General features: G+C 39.9%; 16 protein-coding genes. 5 read left to right on the forward strand and 11 right to left on the reverse strand.

Annotated elements, in window-relative coordinates:
• The 3 genes from CHI10_RS15810 to CHI10_RS15820 all read right to left on the reverse strand — a co-directional run bounded on the left by CHI10_RS15810 (window position 1) and on the right by CHI10_RS15820 (window position 3,350).
• The gene (locus CHI10_RS15810; RefSeq protein ID WP_095245185.1) at window positions 1-894 is read right to left on the reverse strand and encodes a carbohydrate ABC transporter permease; all 894 of its coding nucleotides are present in this window, start codon (window positions 892-894) and stop codon (window positions 1-3) included.
• A gap of 147 nt (window positions 895-1,041) precedes the next feature.
• Entirely contained in the window at window positions 1,042-2,415 is a 1,374-nt protein-coding gene (locus CHI10_RS15815) for an extracellular solute-binding protein (RefSeq protein ID WP_286137394.1), read from the reverse strand.
• 56 nt (window positions 2,416-2,471) lie between these two features.
• The gene (locus tag CHI10_RS15820; protein WP_179289059.1) at window positions 2,472-3,350 is read right to left on the reverse strand and encodes a MurR/RpiR family transcriptional regulator; all 879 of its coding nucleotides are present in this window, start codon (window positions 3,348-3,350) and stop codon (window positions 2,472-2,474) included.
• A 535-nt stretch (window positions 3,351-3,885) separates the two neighbouring features.
• On the opposite strand from CHI10_RS15820, the gene CHI10_RS15825 reads away from it, so the two are divergent.
• Window positions 3,886-4,911, forward strand: a complete 1,026-nt coding sequence (locus tag CHI10_RS15825) for a GIY-YIG nuclease family protein (RefSeq protein WP_286137395.1) — start codon at window positions 3,886-3,888, stop codon at window positions 4,909-4,911.
• A 79-nt stretch (window positions 4,912-4,990) separates the two neighbouring features.
• Here CHI10_RS15825 and CHI10_RS15830 read toward each other — a convergent pair whose 3' ends face one another.
• On the reverse strand, window positions 4,991-6,043 hold the full coding sequence (locus CHI10_RS15830) for a tetratricopeptide repeat protein (protein WP_286137397.1): 1,053 nt from the start codon (window positions 6,041-6,043) through the stop codon (window positions 4,991-4,993).
• A 405-nt stretch (window positions 6,044-6,448) separates the two neighbouring features.
• Window positions 6,449-6,550: a putative holin-like toxin gene (locus CHI10_RS22745; protein WP_286137398.1), complete on the reverse strand. Its 102-nt coding sequence runs from the start codon at window positions 6,548-6,550 to the stop codon at window positions 6,449-6,451.
• A gap of 411 nt (window positions 6,551-6,961) precedes the next feature.
• Between CHI10_RS22745 and CHI10_RS15835 the strand changes: the two genes are divergently transcribed.
• Entirely contained in the window at window positions 6,962-8,224 is a 1,263-nt protein-coding gene (locus tag CHI10_RS15835) for a dicarboxylate/amino acid:cation symporter (RefSeq protein WP_095245188.1), read from the forward strand.
• Window positions 8,225-8,251: 27 nt separating this feature from the next.
• On the opposite strand, the gene CHI10_RS15840 is transcribed toward CHI10_RS15835, so the two are convergent.
• From CHI10_RS15840 to CHI10_RS15860, 5 genes are all read right to left on the reverse strand, one after another.
• The gene (locus CHI10_RS15840; RefSeq protein WP_095245189.1) at window positions 8,252-8,605 is read right to left on the reverse strand and encodes a GIY-YIG nuclease family protein; all 354 of its coding nucleotides are present in this window, start codon (window positions 8,603-8,605) and stop codon (window positions 8,252-8,254) included.
• Window positions 8,606-8,621: 16 nt separating this feature from the next.
• Window positions 8,622-9,377 carry a DUF2087 domain-containing protein gene (locus CHI10_RS15845; RefSeq protein ID WP_095245190.1) on the reverse strand — a complete coding sequence of 252 codons (756 nt, stop codon included), beginning with the start codon at window positions 9,375-9,377 and terminating at the stop codon, window positions 8,622-8,624.
• A gap of 1,012 nt (window positions 9,378-10,389) precedes the next feature.
• On the reverse strand, window positions 10,390-10,947 hold the full coding sequence (locus CHI10_RS15850; protein WP_095245191.1) for a GNAT family N-acetyltransferase: 558 nt from the start codon (window positions 10,945-10,947) through the stop codon (window positions 10,390-10,392).
• 188 nt (window positions 10,948-11,135) lie between these two features.
• On the reverse strand, window positions 11,136-11,579 hold the full coding sequence (locus tag CHI10_RS15855) for a CBO0543 family protein (RefSeq protein ID WP_286137399.1): 444 nt from the start codon (window positions 11,577-11,579) through the stop codon (window positions 11,136-11,138).
• On the reverse strand, window positions 11,512-12,594 hold the full coding sequence (locus tag CHI10_RS15860) for a DUF2515 family protein (protein ID WP_095245192.1): 1,083 nt from the start codon (window positions 12,592-12,594) through the stop codon (window positions 11,512-11,514). Before CHI10_RS15860 ends, CHI10_RS15855 begins: the two co-directional genes overlap by 68 nt.
• Before the next feature lie 108 nt (window positions 12,595-12,702).
• Between CHI10_RS15860 and shc the strand changes: the two genes are divergently transcribed.
• Window positions 12,703-14,565 (forward strand): squalene--hopene cyclase, encoded by a 1,863-nt coding sequence (gene shc / locus CHI10_RS15865; protein ID WP_095245193.1) that lies wholly within the window; start codon window positions 12,703-12,705, stop codon window positions 14,563-14,565.
• A gap of 425 nt (window positions 14,566-14,990) precedes the next feature.
• Here shc and CHI10_RS15870 read toward each other — a convergent pair whose 3' ends face one another.
• The gene (locus CHI10_RS15870) at window positions 14,991-15,485 is read right to left on the reverse strand and encodes a hypothetical protein (RefSeq protein WP_095245194.1); all 495 of its coding nucleotides are present in this window, start codon (window positions 15,483-15,485) and stop codon (window positions 14,991-14,993) included.
• 555 nt (window positions 15,486-16,040) lie between these two features.
• Between CHI10_RS15870 and CHI10_RS15875 the strand changes: the two genes are divergently transcribed.
• Window positions 16,041-16,400, forward strand: a complete 360-nt coding sequence (locus CHI10_RS15875; protein ID WP_095245195.1) for a hypothetical protein — start codon at window positions 16,041-16,043, stop codon at window positions 16,398-16,400.
• Entirely contained in the window at window positions 16,385-16,954 is a 570-nt protein-coding gene (locus CHI10_RS15880) for a DUF4240 domain-containing protein (protein ID WP_095245196.1), read from the forward strand. The genes CHI10_RS15875 and CHI10_RS15880 overlap by 16 nt, the downstream gene beginning before the upstream one ends.
• Window positions 16,955-17,022: the final 68 nt, after the last annotated feature.

A 17,022-nucleotide genomic window follows, 5' to 3' on the forward strand; every position in this document is an offset into this window, starting at 1 on the left:
TTAATATTCTACTTTTTCTCTTTTTAAAATATATTGCAGGATCAGTACGGTAACCAATGATACCGCTAAAATTAAAACACCTATGGCTGCACCATAGCCGAATTGAAAGTCTTCAAAGGCCTTTTCATACAGATAAGAACCCATTACCTCTGTCGCATTCCCTGGTCCGCCATTTGTCATAATCTGAACAATGACAAAGGATCCATTTAAGGAGGTAATCACAATATAAATAATGGATGTCTTAATCTGCGGCCAAATGAGTGGTACGGTTATGTTCCAGAATTGCTGCCATTCGCTTGCTCCATCGATTTCAGCAGATTCATAGAGACTTTTCGACACATTCATGATTCCGCCCATTAATAAAAGCATAAACAGTCCGATGCCAGCCCATACGGCTGGCAATACCAGACTGGGAAGCGCCCATTCCATGGAACCAAGCCAGGGTCTCGTCCAGCTTTCCAGACCGATCGCTGTAAGCAGCCCATTGATAAGCCCAATATCCGGATCAAAGATAAATTGCCATAAGATCCCGATCACCACAACAGACATGATATTGGGAAAGAAGAATACAACCCGATAAAACGGTGCCTCTTTAATTCGAAGCTGTGTTAGAGCAACAGCAAAAAACAAGGATAAAATCATAATCCCTATTACTTTCGTAAACACGAAAAAATAATCATTGAATATAGATTTCAGAATGACAGAGTCATTGAATAATTTTTTATAATGTTCTAGCCCTATAAAATCTTTAACCGCACTTGTTCCCGACCATTCAAAAAAGGATAAATAAAGGCCATTGACAGCAGGATATACTGTAAAGACAAGAAACAAGATAAAAGTAGGCAGCAAACAAAATGCCAGAAAAAGATGTTTTTGCGTTTTCGACTGTACCATCCCATCACTCCTTCCTGGAAAACAGAATATAGATTGTCATCGTTTATGTATAAAAGAGAATGAAAAGCATTCAGCAGCTTTCCATTCTCCTTAAATCATGAAAAAGAGATGCTTTCTGCTGCATTCTGCAGCACCAGGCTTTTGCGATTAATTTCGCAATTCTTTTGCTTTATCCCGCATGGTTTGGACAAACTTTTCAGCATCAATTCGGCCCATTAATAGCTCAACGATTTGAACATGCAATTCATCCGTCATCTCAATCGAAATTTTTTGGTCTTTGCCTTCAGGTGTATTTCTGTTATAAATTTCAATCGAACCTGGGTTATTGATCATGTCATTGATTCCTTTTAAGAATTCAGGCACCTGTTCATTTTTGGAAAGATCTACATTTTTTAAGTTCATAATTGCACCAGTTGATTCTGCAAATTTTTGTGCATTTTCTTCGGTAAAGAGGTATTCTACGAACGCTTTGGCTGCTTCTGGATTTTCAGCTTCTTTGGCAATCGCCACAGGACGAATGTCTGGTACCAGTGCCATTGCATCTCCATCATCATTCATAGGAGTTGGCATAAAGCCATATTCGAAGTCCTCCGGTGTATCAGCTTTCATCTCGGTTGGCAGCCAGAATCCTACAGGAATATAAGCATTTTCATGCATAATAAAATTCATTTGCGTCTGTGTATGACTGCGGGCGGCAAAACCTTTATCCACCATCCCTGCATCGACCATTGCTTCGACTTTTTTCATGACTTCCATCACTTCTTCACTTTCCCAAGCTTCCACAACTCCATCAGATAAATCATTTAATAGCTCTTCCCCGCCAGCAGCTGCAAAGGCAGGATTTAACACGCCACGCTGGAAGTACTGCGGATATTGACCCGTTGTTATGAATGGAGCAATGCCAGTGTCTTTCTTGATTTGTTTCATGGAAGCCAGCCAGCTATCAAAATCTTTTGGCGCCTCCCATCCTTTCTCTTGGAACCACGCATTGTCATACCAGACTCCCCACGTATCAAACACAAGCGGCAATGTGTAAATCGCTCCGCCATCTAATTCTTCAGCGGGTGATATAAAGCTTTCGAGCAGTGGACTTCCATCTTCTAGTTTAAGATCCTTTGCCCAATCACTCAGGTCCATGAGCTGTCCATCACTAATCATTTGTGTTTCACTTGAACCATTTCCATCAATATAGACAACATCCGGCGGATTATTGGAAATCCAGCGTGTTTTCATCTCTGTATTGATATCTGGCCCAGCATGTTCAACAATTTCAACATTCGGATATTTTTCTTTGAATCCTTCAATTACTGATTTCCACCATCCGTCACCATATCCGCCAACAAAGTATTGGATTTCTAATTCTCCAGCGATTTCACCATCCGCACCGCCTGATTTTTTCTTTCCTTCTTCTTTGCCGTCTCCTGATGAAGAATCAGAGGTACATGCTGACAGCATCCCCATTACTAGAATAAGAGCCATGATCAGCATTCTTTTCCCTTTCATCATTGCTTTTCCATTCATGCTTTGACACCCCTTTAGTTTATTATTCAACCAATGCATGTGAATGTTATTAGACCTCATACATTGGGTAAAAACTTGCTTCTGGAGCCCGTAAATCTGTCTTGAATCACTTTCCTGGTTTTTTCTAAATAATCTACAGACTGTTCGTAATTGAGGGACGCCAGCCCTGTAAACAAGATATCAATCACATTTAACTGCGCAATTCTGGAAGCTGTGGCTCCGCTTCGAATACTCTGTTCACTTATAGATACAAACAAATTAATATCTGCCATTTTTTGCACCGTGTTCGTCGAATAGCCTGTTAACGAGATAACAGCTGCTCCATTGGCACAAGCAATTTTAAGGGCATCAATGATTTCTTTTGTCTCTCCCGAATAGGAAACGGCTAACACTACATCGTCTTCCTGAAGGTGGACCGAAGTTGTTAGCATGTAATGGCTATCCGTTACTGCTTCACACCATTTATTGATTCGTTTTAATTTTTGCTCAAAGTCACACGCTACAATCCCAGACGCCCCAACGCCAATGACGATTATTCGCTTGGCTCTATCTAATATGGTAATCGCCTCTTCTATTGATTTAGGATTTAAAATAGCAAGCGTACTATTAATCGAATACATATTATTATTAGAAATGGACTTAATGATTTCTGTAAGAGACGCACCTTCTGATATATCCTGGTATTTATTGCCTTTCTGATCCTCCTGGCTAATATAAGCAGAAATACTGATCTTTAACTCACGAAATCCTTTAAAATGCAGCGAACGACACATTCGAATTATCGTAGCTTCGCTTGTATTTGTCTTTTTCGATAACGTCGCAATCGGCATGTCCAAAATTTTCTGCGGATTTTTCAAGATAAACTCTGCCACTTTTTTCTCCGAGGGATTCAATATCCCAATCCCCTGCCGAATACGATCCAATCCTTTTTGCATCGCCCTCTCCTTCCTTTTTATGTAGTAAAACTTCTTCAGCATTACAAATCTATGTAGCTTTACTACATTTTATTTTTAGAATTTTACAAAATCAATAAATTTTTTGTAATTTTCAAATAATTATACTTATGGACTAATTCCTGGGATATAAAAAAAGAAAGGATTATTTTAAAAAGGAGAGAAAAGGCACATTTCTATTAAAATGACGGATTTATTGCCTATCATCCGATTAAACACAGCAACTCACCGCTAGCCTATTTATTACCATAGTTACATTGCTTCTGTTGATACAGACCCTGTTTAATCTCTTCAAGCCCAAATACTTCTTCTTGTATTTTTAACAGCAAGAAAACCTCTATCACAACCTGCCTAATAAATAGACACAAGTGGTCCATACAATACCCAAATCAGGGAAATAGCTGCAGAATCCCCTCCCATGATAAAATACTAAATATATATTCTAGTAAAGGAATGAATAGCTATTAATCTCCCAGAAAAGGTGAAAAACCTGCCCTTAACTCCAGGCGTCTATCTGATGAAGGATTCGCAGGGCCAAGTTCTGTATGTGGGGAAGGCGAAGAATCTTAAGAATCGGGTTCAGTCTTATTTCCGGAACTCTACGAACCATTCACCAAAGATTAAAAAGCTGGTCAAACACTTAAGAGATCTTGACTATATCCTGACAGATACCGAATTCGAGGCTTTTATGCTTGAATGCCAATTAATAAAAAGCATTAAGCCGCTCTATAATCGGATGATGAAGAGTCCGCAGACATTCATATATATCTCAATCGGCCTTACCGGCCATCACCGTAAGATTGATATTGCCTTTGATCCCAGTGAAAATGACAGCAAAGTTTATTTTGGCCCTTTTACAAGCCGAAGAAGAGTGGAAGAAGCTATCCGGGGGTTAAAGGAATGCTTTAAGCTAAATTGCAGCAATCCCAATGGATCGAACTCCGCCTGCCTGAATTATTCCTTAGGCTCCTGCCTTGGCCGGTGTATTGGCGGTCCTGCCGAACAGCAGTACAATGACATCCTGGACAGGTTTATCGGTTTTCTGAAAGGCACGGACATGAGTATCTTAGAGGACATGACTCAAATGATGCTGGACGCCTCTGAAATCTTTGATTTTGAAGCGGCCTCCACCTATCGGGATCATATACAGGCAGTAAGCTCCCTGTTAAAAAAAGAAAAAGTCATCGAATTCACCGAAGAAAACCATAGTATCGCTGCAATCGAAAGATTAACGGATTCATCGATTAAACTGTACCTTATGAAAAGGACGGAGATTCTGTTCAGCCAGAGCTATGGAGCAAACGGTAATATTAGTAAAAAAATAAAAGAGAACATTTTAGCTTATTTTAATAAAGATGAAAATCCACCCGGTGAGATTACCAGACATGAAATCGATGCAGCCCATATTATTTACCGTTATTTACACAGCGGCAGCTGCTCTTATCTCATCATTCCAGAAAACTGGCTGGACGCTGAGAATCATTCCACCCTGGATCTCGCAATAGAAGATTTACTAAATAATACGAAGCAGACCCTTTTATAATGAAAAAGGGGCTGTAATGCAAAGGAGCCTAATTGACTGGTTATAAAAACCGCTGATTTGGCTCCTCATTCGTTCATTTTCAGTTCACATACAGATTCGCAAAAGCATCATCGACCCTGAAGAGGATGGTAAATGGATGGGCTCCATTATAATAATAGGCAGTCTCTCCCCTGTCTTCGGTTACATCAATCATCTCAGGCATATCCCGTAATTTTGCCCTGAGTCTTTCTATGGATTTGGTGAAGGTGCTCTTTTTTACCTCCCCATCACGCCCCGTTCTTCCGAAAAAATCGCGCATTGTGATTCTCGTACTTGGATTTTCCCTGCTGGAGCACAGCATGAAATGTCTGATCATATTCGCATCGGTTGGCGTGATGATGGCATCCTGACCATTAAATAATAGAATATTTTCCCGGTCGTTAAAGTACAGAACCATCTCACCTTCTTCACTGTTTTCAAATAGATGTTCGCAAACATCCTTTGAACATGTCTCCGTTTTATTTTTGGTTATTTTGTAGAAGGCATGGTTATGTAAGTAGGTTTCATTGGCTGATGATGCTTCAAGTAATGGGGACAGCTCTGCGCTCGGCAGCTGATCCGGAGATGGGAGTTTTTCCATCGATTCAAAGGACTCGCCCGCAACATGCAGCCCGCAGTTGGCCAAATATATGTGGGCATGGAGTTCCTGCTGCTGATTGAGGCTGTAGCTTGGGTCACCTAAGAGCTGCTTACTCAGGGACTGCTGGAAATAGCGGACAGCTGAACCGTATTTGCCATGTTTATAAGCGAGGCAGCCAAGACGGTAATAGGCAATCGGCAGCTTTTGTTCTAGTCTAATCGCCTTGAGCAGTGACTCTACTTCATCACTGTCGTCCCTGAAGTGATTCATTTTTAAGTAGGTTCCATATTTAATAAGATACGATACCAGCAGTTTTTTTGTTTCCTTTAGTGCGTAATCATAATAGGGGCCATTATTTCTAGCAAGATTTGTAAGCCTTTTGTACATCGTTTCATAAATGATCACCAATTGCATGTAATAGCTGTAATTGCTTTTTTCCCCGTTTTCATGAAGGTCATGTTCCAGTTCTTCCAGCGCGTCCAGGGTTAAGTCTTTTATCTTTAAAGTTCTCATCTTTACACCCCAATCTTTCAAAACGTAACACTTTTCACTATAAAGAAATCAGCGGCCAGTTTCGCGCGAATATTGTCGAATGAATTGTGAAAATTTCGTAACATTTCTAACTAAATTTTTGAAAAATACGAACAAATGTTTTATAAAATACAAATATCAATTTTCATTAATGAGGGCAATTATGAAGCAGGAGGCATGGGAAGCGGGAGAGCTTGAATAGTCAGAACACTTGATGAATAGAATTTATTAGTATATTATTAAAATAAGAACACAACATAAAATAAAGACTCAGGTGCTGTCACACCCAAGTCTTCATCTTAGCTACTCCGCAGTATAAGTTTGCGGTGGCTGAGGTCGCGATATGAAATGACTAGTTCCACGACCCGACGGCCAAATCAGGGTGGGCTAGTCGTTTTTATTTTTGCCCGATTGTGCTGCGACAATAATTGTGACGACTAGAGTAGCGAAAGCAATCATAATACTTAGATCATCATTCGTTACGTACACGACAGCACCCCCTTTCTGACCTCGGGGGTAGCCACCGCTCCCATACCCTGCCTTGTAGCTATTCTATATTATACCATAATTGGTACGTATGTTCTATTTTCCCCTAATTAGTACCAAAAAAGGTTGAATCAGTTTCCCTCAAAAAAGTAATTTACATTCCATCAAGCTCCCCCAGAATACTAAAATCTTTCCAAACAAAAAGCCTCCAGTCTCTACTTTCCGAAACAGTAGGCAGTGCGGCACCATCATAGACTTAAATAGACTATTCGAATAGAGAAGCGTTTTTCAAATGGTGCTTGGCCAATAAAGGCGAATCAGACAGAATATAAAGAATTTTTCCATCAGCCTTCTTTTAAGATACGATTTAATTATATAATAGAGTGTTGAATTACACAGAAAGGTTGAGACATCATGAAAAAGGTTTTTGCAAATTACAAACTAACCATCTTCCTGCTCCTCTCCATCCTAATCGGTGGAGTTGCGGGAGTGGTTTTTGGCCCGAAGACTGCGGTTGTGAAGCCGTTTGGGGATTTATTTTTAAATTTATTGTTTATGATCATTGTGCCGCTTGTCTTTTTCAGCATCGCATCGAGCCTTGCGAATATGGGCGGAATGAAAAGGCTTGGGAAGATCATGGCCGGGATTTTCACCGTGTTTTTTATTACGGCTGTCATTTCCGCGATTCTGGGATTCATCGGGATTTCCATTGTGGATCCCCTGAAAAATACAGACGTCTCTGCCATTAAGAGCATCATGACAGATGCGTCCATCGATCCTGAGACAGAAGAAGTCACGTTCCTTGGGCAGCTGGTTCAGGCCTTCACGGTTCCTGATTTCCAAATGCTTTTCTCGAAGAATAACATGCTTCAGCTGATTGTGTTCTCGATTTTATTCGGACTGGCGACAGCGATGTCCGGTGAAAAAGGCAAGCCGATTGCCAACCTTCTTTCATCCGGATCAGCCATCATGATGAAGATCGTTGGATTTGTGATGTACTATGCGCCAATTGGTCTTGGCTGTTACTTCGCTACAATCATTGGTGAGCTTGGCCCGCAGATTCTCGGCGGATATGTACGTGTGTTTGTTCTTTATCTTGTTTTAACTCTTATTTACTTCTTTGGTTTCTTTACGCTGTATGCCTTTGCGGCTGGCGGAAAAAATGGCGTCAAGGTGTTCTGGAAAAATGCAATCACTCCTTCTGTCAGTGCGATTGCCACATGCTCGAGTGCAGCCTGTATTCCGATTAACCTTGCTGCTGTCAGAAAAATGGGTGTTCCGCAGGATATTGCTGAAACCATGATCCCGCTTGGGGCTAACACGCATAAAGATGGCTCTGTTCTTGGCGGAGTGTTTAAGATTGTGTTCCTGTTCAGCTTATTTGGGAAAGACATGTCGAGTATGACCAGCATTCTTACTATCCTGGCTGTTTCGTTCCTGGTCGGAGCTGTAATGGGCGCAATCCCTGGCGGTGGAATGATTGGCGAAATGCTCATCTTGAGCGTGTTCGGATTCCCGCCAGAAGTGCTGCCGATCATCGCAGTTATCTCTACAATCATTGATGCACCGGCTACCCTCCTGAATTCAGCCGGCAACACGGTATCGGCCATGATGGTCAGCCGGATTGTTGAGGGGAAGAATTGGCTGAAGGAATCCTTGCTGGCTAAACAAGCCTAAAGAAATGACGTGTGGGAACCCCACACGTCATTTTTTCGTGTTATACCCTTTTTCCCCAAACGGCTGCAGCTCCTCCAGCCACTTTTCCTCAAGCTTCTCCAGCGCTTCCTTCTCGTTGAAATACGGATCATCCTTCTTTTTCAGCTTTTCAAGAATGTCAATTTCAAAAGCCTCTTTCCCAAACTGATTCCATTCGTCCTGCAGCCCCCGATTAGGCAGGTAGGTGTTTGTTTCGAGTGAGAATCTGACCCCGTTCAAGCTTTTTAAATTATTGGTGCTTCCAATGAAGATTTTGTTGTTCACTGTATTTTTAATTTGATAAACCCCAGCTTCAATGGGCGTTTCTTTAAACTGCTGCTTTAATTCTCTTTTTCGTTCCATGGTAATCCCCCGTTTTCTACTTTTTAAGCCAATACTCGCTGCCATCTGGCTTTCGGTCTAAAAATCCATAATCGATCAAATACCTTCTGATCAACGCATAGTCCTCATAAATGGCCTCTAGTGCCTGATTTAACTCTTTCTCGCCATATGTGTGTTCGGCCTTCAGTCTGCCGGCAATTTCCCGCAGCACAATAAGCCTTTGCTTCTCTCTTGGCGGAAACTTTGCAAGGGGTTTATCGGCACCCTCGGGAAAGTATTTCTTTAGGATTTTCTCCTGTTCCCCCTCTGTAATGTTGTAGCGTTCATCCACCATCGTGGCTGTTTTATGGACCGGCAGGAATGCTGGTGCGTGCTCATCCTTTTCCTTCAGCAATTCCATGATTGCAAGGAAAGTCTTCGCCTGACGTTCCTTTTCTTTTAAGGCAAAACGGTGATGGCGAATGGTCGAGGTACTCCCCATGTCCAGCTTCTTCTGAATATCCTTATCGCTTTTCCCCTGATAAAAAAGCTGCAGAAGACTTTTCTGATGATCCGTAAGCCCTGTAAGCTTCTTATCCATCGAAAGCAGATAGTCAAAAACCGATATATGCTCCGTTTCAATATGAATGCGTATATACCGCTCCGCTTCGTAAAATCGATCTTTATATGGGTATACAATCCCTTTTTCCGTCTTTTCCCCGCATAACAGGCAAGTGTATGTCTCTTTTTCTTCCATGTAACCCTGTTTTAGCTCCTCTAAAGAAGCGTCCCAGAATTGATTTGAAAATTCCATCGGTTAAACACACCCTAATTTTTCTAAACAAAATAAAAATTTGTTTGTTTTATAACAAACATATTAAACTAACGTTTGATGTTAGTCAATAATTCTTAAACGGATTTTATCTTTGTTTTCTTAATTCTAATCAAAATAGGCAGCTGTTTATCTAATAAAAAAAAGACCTTCAATGGAAGAAGGTCTTTTCCCAGATTAGTATACCGGCTGTCCAAGAGAATTTTATTTATTTTCAAAATCCCTATAGTGAATGATCTCAAATAGAATTTTGCATCCTTTTGCTTTCTTTAGCTCAATTCTTGCTTCTTCCCTGTTCTCATACTCAAACATTTGGATCCGGTCCTGTAAAAATAGTGTTTAAATCCACATATCTAATTCCTCCCTGGATAATAAGATTCCTTATAGATGAGCACGAGCCGCAGCGTCCTGAGTGCATTCAGAGGAAAAGGACTTTAATAGCTTTTTTACAAAGGTCTTCATTTTAAAAATAGATTAAAAGCGACCGTAATCAGCCAGCCAAGAGCAAATGTAAGGGAAATATATGTACCGACATAAAGCAAAACCTCCGTCATGATTCCTCCCCCAATGATTTTGTTATATTTTTTAGATAGGTTTATACTCGCTGCTAAGGACTGACCTGAATTCATCTCACTTCCTTCTAAAATAATGTCATTATATCAAGTGATTATTAAAAAAATGTCGAACAATTGGAGCTTTACCGATTTGTAAATAGAGTGTTACCTTTCTTTAATAAAAGGACATGTTTGTTTTATAAATGCAAAACAGGAAATGAATTTTCCACCAGAAAAAAGCCTATCTCCATAGATTTTGAGGTTCCGTTTTGAGGTGCTTTTCTAAAAGCATTCACCGAAATGACAGTCCTTTTGACATCTCAAATGGCTTATAAAAAAGCAAAACTCGCCCAAAAACTGGCGAGTTTTCTTTGGTATGAATTCCGTCCCTTCTTAAGCTTGTGCAAACGATAGTTTAAGTGCAGATCTTCACAACTCTATTAGATGCAATGGTTATCAATTAATTTTAAAATGGAATACATCTTTAAGTCTTTATGTTCCCCTTTAACATACAAAACTTTTCTATTTATCCCTTCAAAAGACATACCTAACTTTTCCATAACACGCTCTGATCCTTTGTTTTCTAAAAAGCATCTCGCCTGAATGCGAACTAAGTTCATACTTTCGAAACCAAAAGAGATAATTGCCCTTGCTGCTTCGGTAATTAACCCTTTGCCCCAGTATTCCTTAGAAAGGACATATCCAATTTCAGCACTATTGTGTTCTGGATGCCACCAAACAAAATGAACTGTTCCTATAAATTTTCCATTTTCTTTAAGCTCAATCCCCCATGGAGCATCATATTTAGGTAAAAATGAATTTATAAATTCAATTGTATCGGATATTGAAGAATGAGTATCCCAAGTTACATATCTTGTTACTTCTTCATTCGAAGCATATAAGTACATTTCTTCTGCATCATCTAATGTGATTTTTCTAAGGACGAGATGTTCCGTTTCTAGTTTTGGCACATCACCAAATTGTTCTATAATATTCATGAATTCACCACTTTAATATCCTCCAGTTATAATATTTAAAAAGTGTTTGCACTAAACCCCCTCCGCAATAAGAAATATATTAAAATATACTTTAGGTACTATTACAACTTCTTCAGTCATCGTTTAAATTCCTTCAACTAAACTTTTTCAGAAGACGGAAGCTTTTACACTATTGAAATAGGCTTTTTTCAGCGATTTCCATTCATCCATCCATGAAAGGCAGCGATCAATCCAATAAATAGGCAGTAGCCAATGAAGGTATAAAGATGATGCCAGTTTTCGGCATGAACAAATATTCCGATACTCTCTGCCATTTTTTCTGCAGCTGCCATCGCTATACTGATAGCCAATACAAATATTCCCCAGAACCTGCCCTTTAAGCTTTCCATAATTTTTAGTAAAGGAATCATGAAGATAGGAAGGACGGCCAGGGTGAATAAAATATTGATCGTAAAGATGCCTGAGAATGGCCCTATTGGGAAAGCGTACATCCCCTTCCCGGTAAAATACAAATCTAAATATGTGCCTAATAGCGATGCCAGCAGCATGGCAGGTATATAGGCTTTAATTCCAGACGACCTTTTTGGCAAGGGCTGCGAGCTCGAGCCTTTCAAGTGTTTGACAGTATGCATGCCTGATCTCTCCCTTAATCATATCGTCTGACTCCAAAAAATACTCCAATACGTGATCACTTTTATACCAATCTCCTAATTCTGCTTCAGGCTGGCTTGCATTTTTCCAGGCGATTTCAAGGCTTGGGCTAAAAATCCTCCTTCCCCCCGGCCGGAGCTGGCACGACTTTAACTGAAATTGATATTGCTCGCCTGGCACCCCTTCATGGACATCATTGAAAATATGCGGCCAATAATCCTTTCTTGAGCCGGTATGTGGGTGTGCATTTGCCCAGTGTTCCGTTAAGGCAAGCACCTCTTTGTCCTTAAACAGAACATCGTACAGCCTTTTTCCTAATGTGATCCGCTCGTGCAGCGATTCAAAATGATTCAATGTCTGGCCTTTCAGATGAAGAACACTCTTCTTTTCATAAGGAAAGAGGATGTGATTCAAGGACAGCAGCTCCTGAACCTTAAATTCAAGCTTTTGAAAAACCTCGAGTTTATATTGGGGGTTTTGAATGACCCTTTGTTCTAAATAGCTTTGTTCATTGATGATAAGGGCAATGGTAAGCATATAGGGATCAGGCTTCCTCCAAAAGCTGCTCCAGACTGTTTCCATAAAAACCGAGATATTAAGGAACGGGAAAAGGTAAAATAAGGGCTTGTTTCGCTTCAAGCTTTCTCTATATATCAAAAATTGCGGATACGCATCCTGAAAAATGAGCCAGTTCCCTCTTTCCAAAAAAGAAAAGAAGGATTGCTTTTCCCGATTTGAAAGTAATCTTGACAGGAGCTCCCCTTTTAAATCGGTCATATTCCAGCCGCCATTGCGGGAAACCATATGCCCCAAAAAGGCCCAATGGATTTCGGGGTGCTGCCGGTAGAAGTCAAGGTAGGCTTGTGTCCGGGTGACGTTATTTAGATTCCATTCAGTTGTCTCCCTTTTAACCTGGCTCAGAATCCTCTTTTCTTCATCTGAAAGGTTTATCTGCTTTTGAACTCTTTTCTTTAATTCTTCTTTTAACCAGTTCATTGGGTGTTTCTTTTGAAAAAAGATAAGCAAACCTCCTCCATGAATTCTCTCTCTGTGAAATGAATATGTATTTATAGGAGCAATTTAACTGGAGAGGAATGTGCATGAATGACCTATACCGTTGCTGGCATGAAACGTCTCATTGCCGCATTAAGAAAAAATCAGTCCAATGATGGTTCATGGAATTATCCTTTTGAAACCGGCATTTCAACAGACGCTTATATGATCATTTTATTAAGGACACTGGAGATACATGATGAAAAATTAATTAAGGGACTGGCCGCAAGAATCCTAAGCAAGCAGGAAGAAAATGGAGCCTGGAAGCTTTTCCTGGATGAACAGGATGGAAATGCAAATGCCACACTGGAGGCTTATTATGGACTTCTTTATTCGGGCTATATTGAGAAGGAAGACGCAAGGATGAAAGCTGCGAGAGAATTTATACAGGAGCATGGCGGAATGGAGAACGCAAATATATTCACCAAAATTATGCTAGCTTCTACGGGACAATACCCATGGCCTGAATCCTTTCCGATTCCTGTTGAGATTATGCTTTTGCCTCTGTCCTTCCCTTTCAATTTCTATCAGTTTTCGGTGTATGGGCGTGTGAATCTGGCTCCGATCCTGATTCTTTCAGAGAAAAAGTTCAGCATCAAAACAAAAAACAGCCCTGACCTTTCTGACTTGCTAATTACAAGAGCCCAGTGGGAGGTCCAGCCCGAATACCGATCATTTTTATCATTGATCAAAGAAGGTGTTGAAGAGCTTTTGGGGCTGCCTGAACAGCTTCACTCATTGGCAATGGACCGGGCAATGGAATATATGCTTGAGCGGATTGAGCCTGATGGGACATTCTATAGTTACTTCAGCTCAACCTTTTTAATGATTTTCGCGCTCCTGTCTCTTGGCTATTCCAAGGATGAGCCGGTTATAAAGAATGCTGTTTCAGGACTGAAATCGCTCCGGACAGATATAGACGGCCTCCCTCATATGCAATACGCAAACGCCAGTATATGGAATACATCTCTCATAAACACAGCCCTCCAATTAGCGGGTGTTTCCCCTGAAGACCCTGCAGTAAGGAAAGCAAACACCTATTTACTGAAGCGTCAGCATGTAAAGTTTGGGGACTGGGCTATCCATAACCCCCATGGAAAGCCGGGCGGATGGGGATTTTCCGATGTCAACACCCTCAACCCGGATGTTGATGACACCACCGCTTCTTTGAGGGCGATCGCCATAAGTGTCGAGGGCAGTTCAGAATATCAGGATGCCTGGGATCGCGGCATTCAGTGGCTTTTATCCATGCAAAATGATGATGGAGGCTGGCCTTCCTTTGAAAGAAACACCGAAAATCCATGGCTCGCCTTCCTTCCGTTTGAAAAGGGTGAATATATGTTTGGAGACCCCACCTCAGCCGATCTGACCGGGAGAACGCTGGAGTTTTTGGGGAACTATACGAATCTGCCATCTGCAGACCCTTTGATTAAAAACGCAGTAAACTGGCTGGTGGAAAATCAGGAGCAGGATGGCACCTGGTATGGGAGATGGGGCATTTGCTATATTTACGGGACATGGGCGGCAGTAACAGGGCTTGTTGCGGCAGGCCATTCAACCCATCCTTCTGTCAGGAAGGCTTGTGACTGGCTGAAGGAAATCCAAAACGAGGATGGCGGCTGGGGAGAATCCTGCCTGAGCGACAGCCAAAAATCTTATGTTCCCTTGAATGCAAGCACACTTACAGACACGGCGTGGGCGGTTGATGCTCTAATTGCAGCGGAAGACCAGCCAACTGAACAGATTCAAAAAGGAATTCACTACTTGCTGAACTCAATTGATAAAGAGGATTGGACGACAGAATATCCAAAAGGGCAGGCCATGGCGGGGAGCTTTTATATTCATTACCACAGTTATCGGTATATCTTTCCGCTTATGGCTTTGTCTCATTATCGCGGGAAGTTTGGGGAATGAATAAAAGGCAAAAAAGGCTCCGGCTTAATTACTAAGTAGTTCAGATAACGTGGAGACACATATGAAATAACATGCCTATTAGCAGACCAAATTGCATTGACGATTTGGTCTCTTGTTTCTCTTTTATTCCAATCATTGGCGGGTTTTATCTTCAGAATCGCAGAGTAAATTACAAATTATTTCTAATAATGACATTAGTTGTTGTCAATTCTAAAATTAGCATGCTAAAAGATGTGCTAGTTACTTTGTTAATTCTACGCATACAAAAGGCGATTGTAAATTTTTGTTTATATTAAGTATAGAGATTATGTACTTAATTTAAACGAAGCAAATAAGTGAACAATATGAACAAATCCTTTTTTTGAAAGCCAAAAAGCCTCCAGACCCAATGGAGGCTTTTTAGGTATAACTTTACTAAGTGTATTTTATCGTTGATGTAATCGGTGTTGTGCCCATGTAGTGCGATACTTCACCATAGAAATAATCATCACAAGGGACAAGATGAGCCCACCTCCATCGGTGATAGCACTAGGTAATATCCCCCATACACCGTAAGCTTCGGTTGAAGCTGTCCACATTGAAGGAGGTATCATAGCAAAACCTAAACCTTGAGTGATGTTTACTGATAATATCGTCCACCATAGTACCCTAGAACGGCTCCGAAAAGCCAATAAACCTAACGCATTACCTAAGATATATATACATCCAACAATTCGAAACCAAAAAGTAAATCCTGGTGCTTCTCCAGCTGGATTTTGAGCACCTGCCATTTGCATCATAGTTTCAATTAGCCCTGTATTTACAATGACAAAATTTTGCAATGTCGTACCGATGGTGAAAATTACCGAGCTCAAAGCAATGGCTAGTTGCAATTTTCTAGTAGTGGATGTGATTTCTAGCTTTGATTTGATTTTGTTCAAAATGACTACTCCTTTTATGTTTTAAAATATATCGCATTATATTCATTATCATTATTTTAACTTTATCCTTAAGAATAATCATACGACCCAAGCTCAAATTCCCAGTAAGTCTAGAGACCTAAATTTTTAATTCTAAAAAAGTAAAAGTAATCTTGATAAGCAACTAATGTAAGGTTTACTATGAGAAGAAAAGTAAATTAGACACACACAGATATATATGTGTGTGTTTGTGGGTCATTTCTATTGTTATTTGAGTTGTTATTTAAAGTGTGATTCCTATCATTTCTTTACATTTTCTTCACTATAACTGCACTACTTACTTAATTACAGTATGCCTTTCTCTTTTGGAGTACCCGCAAAGGAAAAAGAAATATAAAAACAAGTATAAAAGCAGTGGATTTCACAACAGAAATCGCACTGCTTTTTAGCGTTTTTTCTGAGATAAATATAGTAAAATTAGTAAAGAGTCTTACACATCTAATGGTGAGTTTAGTTCATAAGGACAATTAATTAATAAATAATTATTAAGGAGTATATATTCCAGGAGGAGTCAAAGTGGCTAAGGGGAAATTAAAAAATACAGTATTAATAGGAGATGTTTTTGCGGTAAGTTTACCAGATGGTCGATACGGTGCAATAAGAGTTGCTGACCAAATAGATAAATCCTATCTTATTATCACAACACCATATATAGGTACAGAAATCCCACCAATTGAAAACGAGTTTTTAGGTGATATTCTTATTCAGAATCGCTTTTTTTCAAAAATAGCCGTGCATTGCTTTGGGTTGAAGGGAAGGTACCTAAAGAGGTTACTTACATCGGGAATATTCCTTTTTCCGATAATAAAAGAAAAATATTTTGCAACTCATTTGGCGGGAAATGGGACGATTCTGTTGGAATGGAAGTTTCTTTAGAGTGGAGATGGGAACATGATAGAAAAAACTTTGAGAAGGAAATTCGGGAAGAAGAAAAAAGAATACAAGAAGAATATCATAATAAACCACAAAAACCTAAAAAAATAATGAAGGATGAAACCTTCTGGTCAATTATTCTTTTACTTAATTTTTATGAAAATGATGAAGAAAAAATAATAGAACCTGCTGTTAATGCACTAGCAAAAATGAGAGTAAAGGACATTAAAGAGTTTGAAGAAGCATTGTCTTATAAGCTATATTTATTAGACACTAAAGAGCACGCCAAAAACATAGGAGAATATTCATATAATGAAATAACACAAGAGCATTTCTCTGCAGATCTATTCTTGTATATTAGGTGCTCCGTGATTGCTGAGGGAGAAGAATACTTTGATGATTGTCTCAATAATCCTCAAAAAATGCCAAAGGACAACTCTTTTGAACCGTTACTGTCGATAGCATCCGAAGCATATACAAGGAGAACTGGAAAAGAGTTTGAATACATCACAGGTTGTGATTATGAAACATTCTCAAATGTTACAGGATGGAAGTGAATTTTGTTATTACACATTTTTTTAATCAAAATGGATTGAATCAATAAAAGAGCGGTAAATCATCAATT

The sequence above is a fragment of the Bacillus sp. 7894-2 genome (genome assembly GCF_002272225.1).
Classification (GTDB): Bacteria; Bacillota; Bacilli; order Bacillales; family Cytobacillaceae; genus Cytobacillus.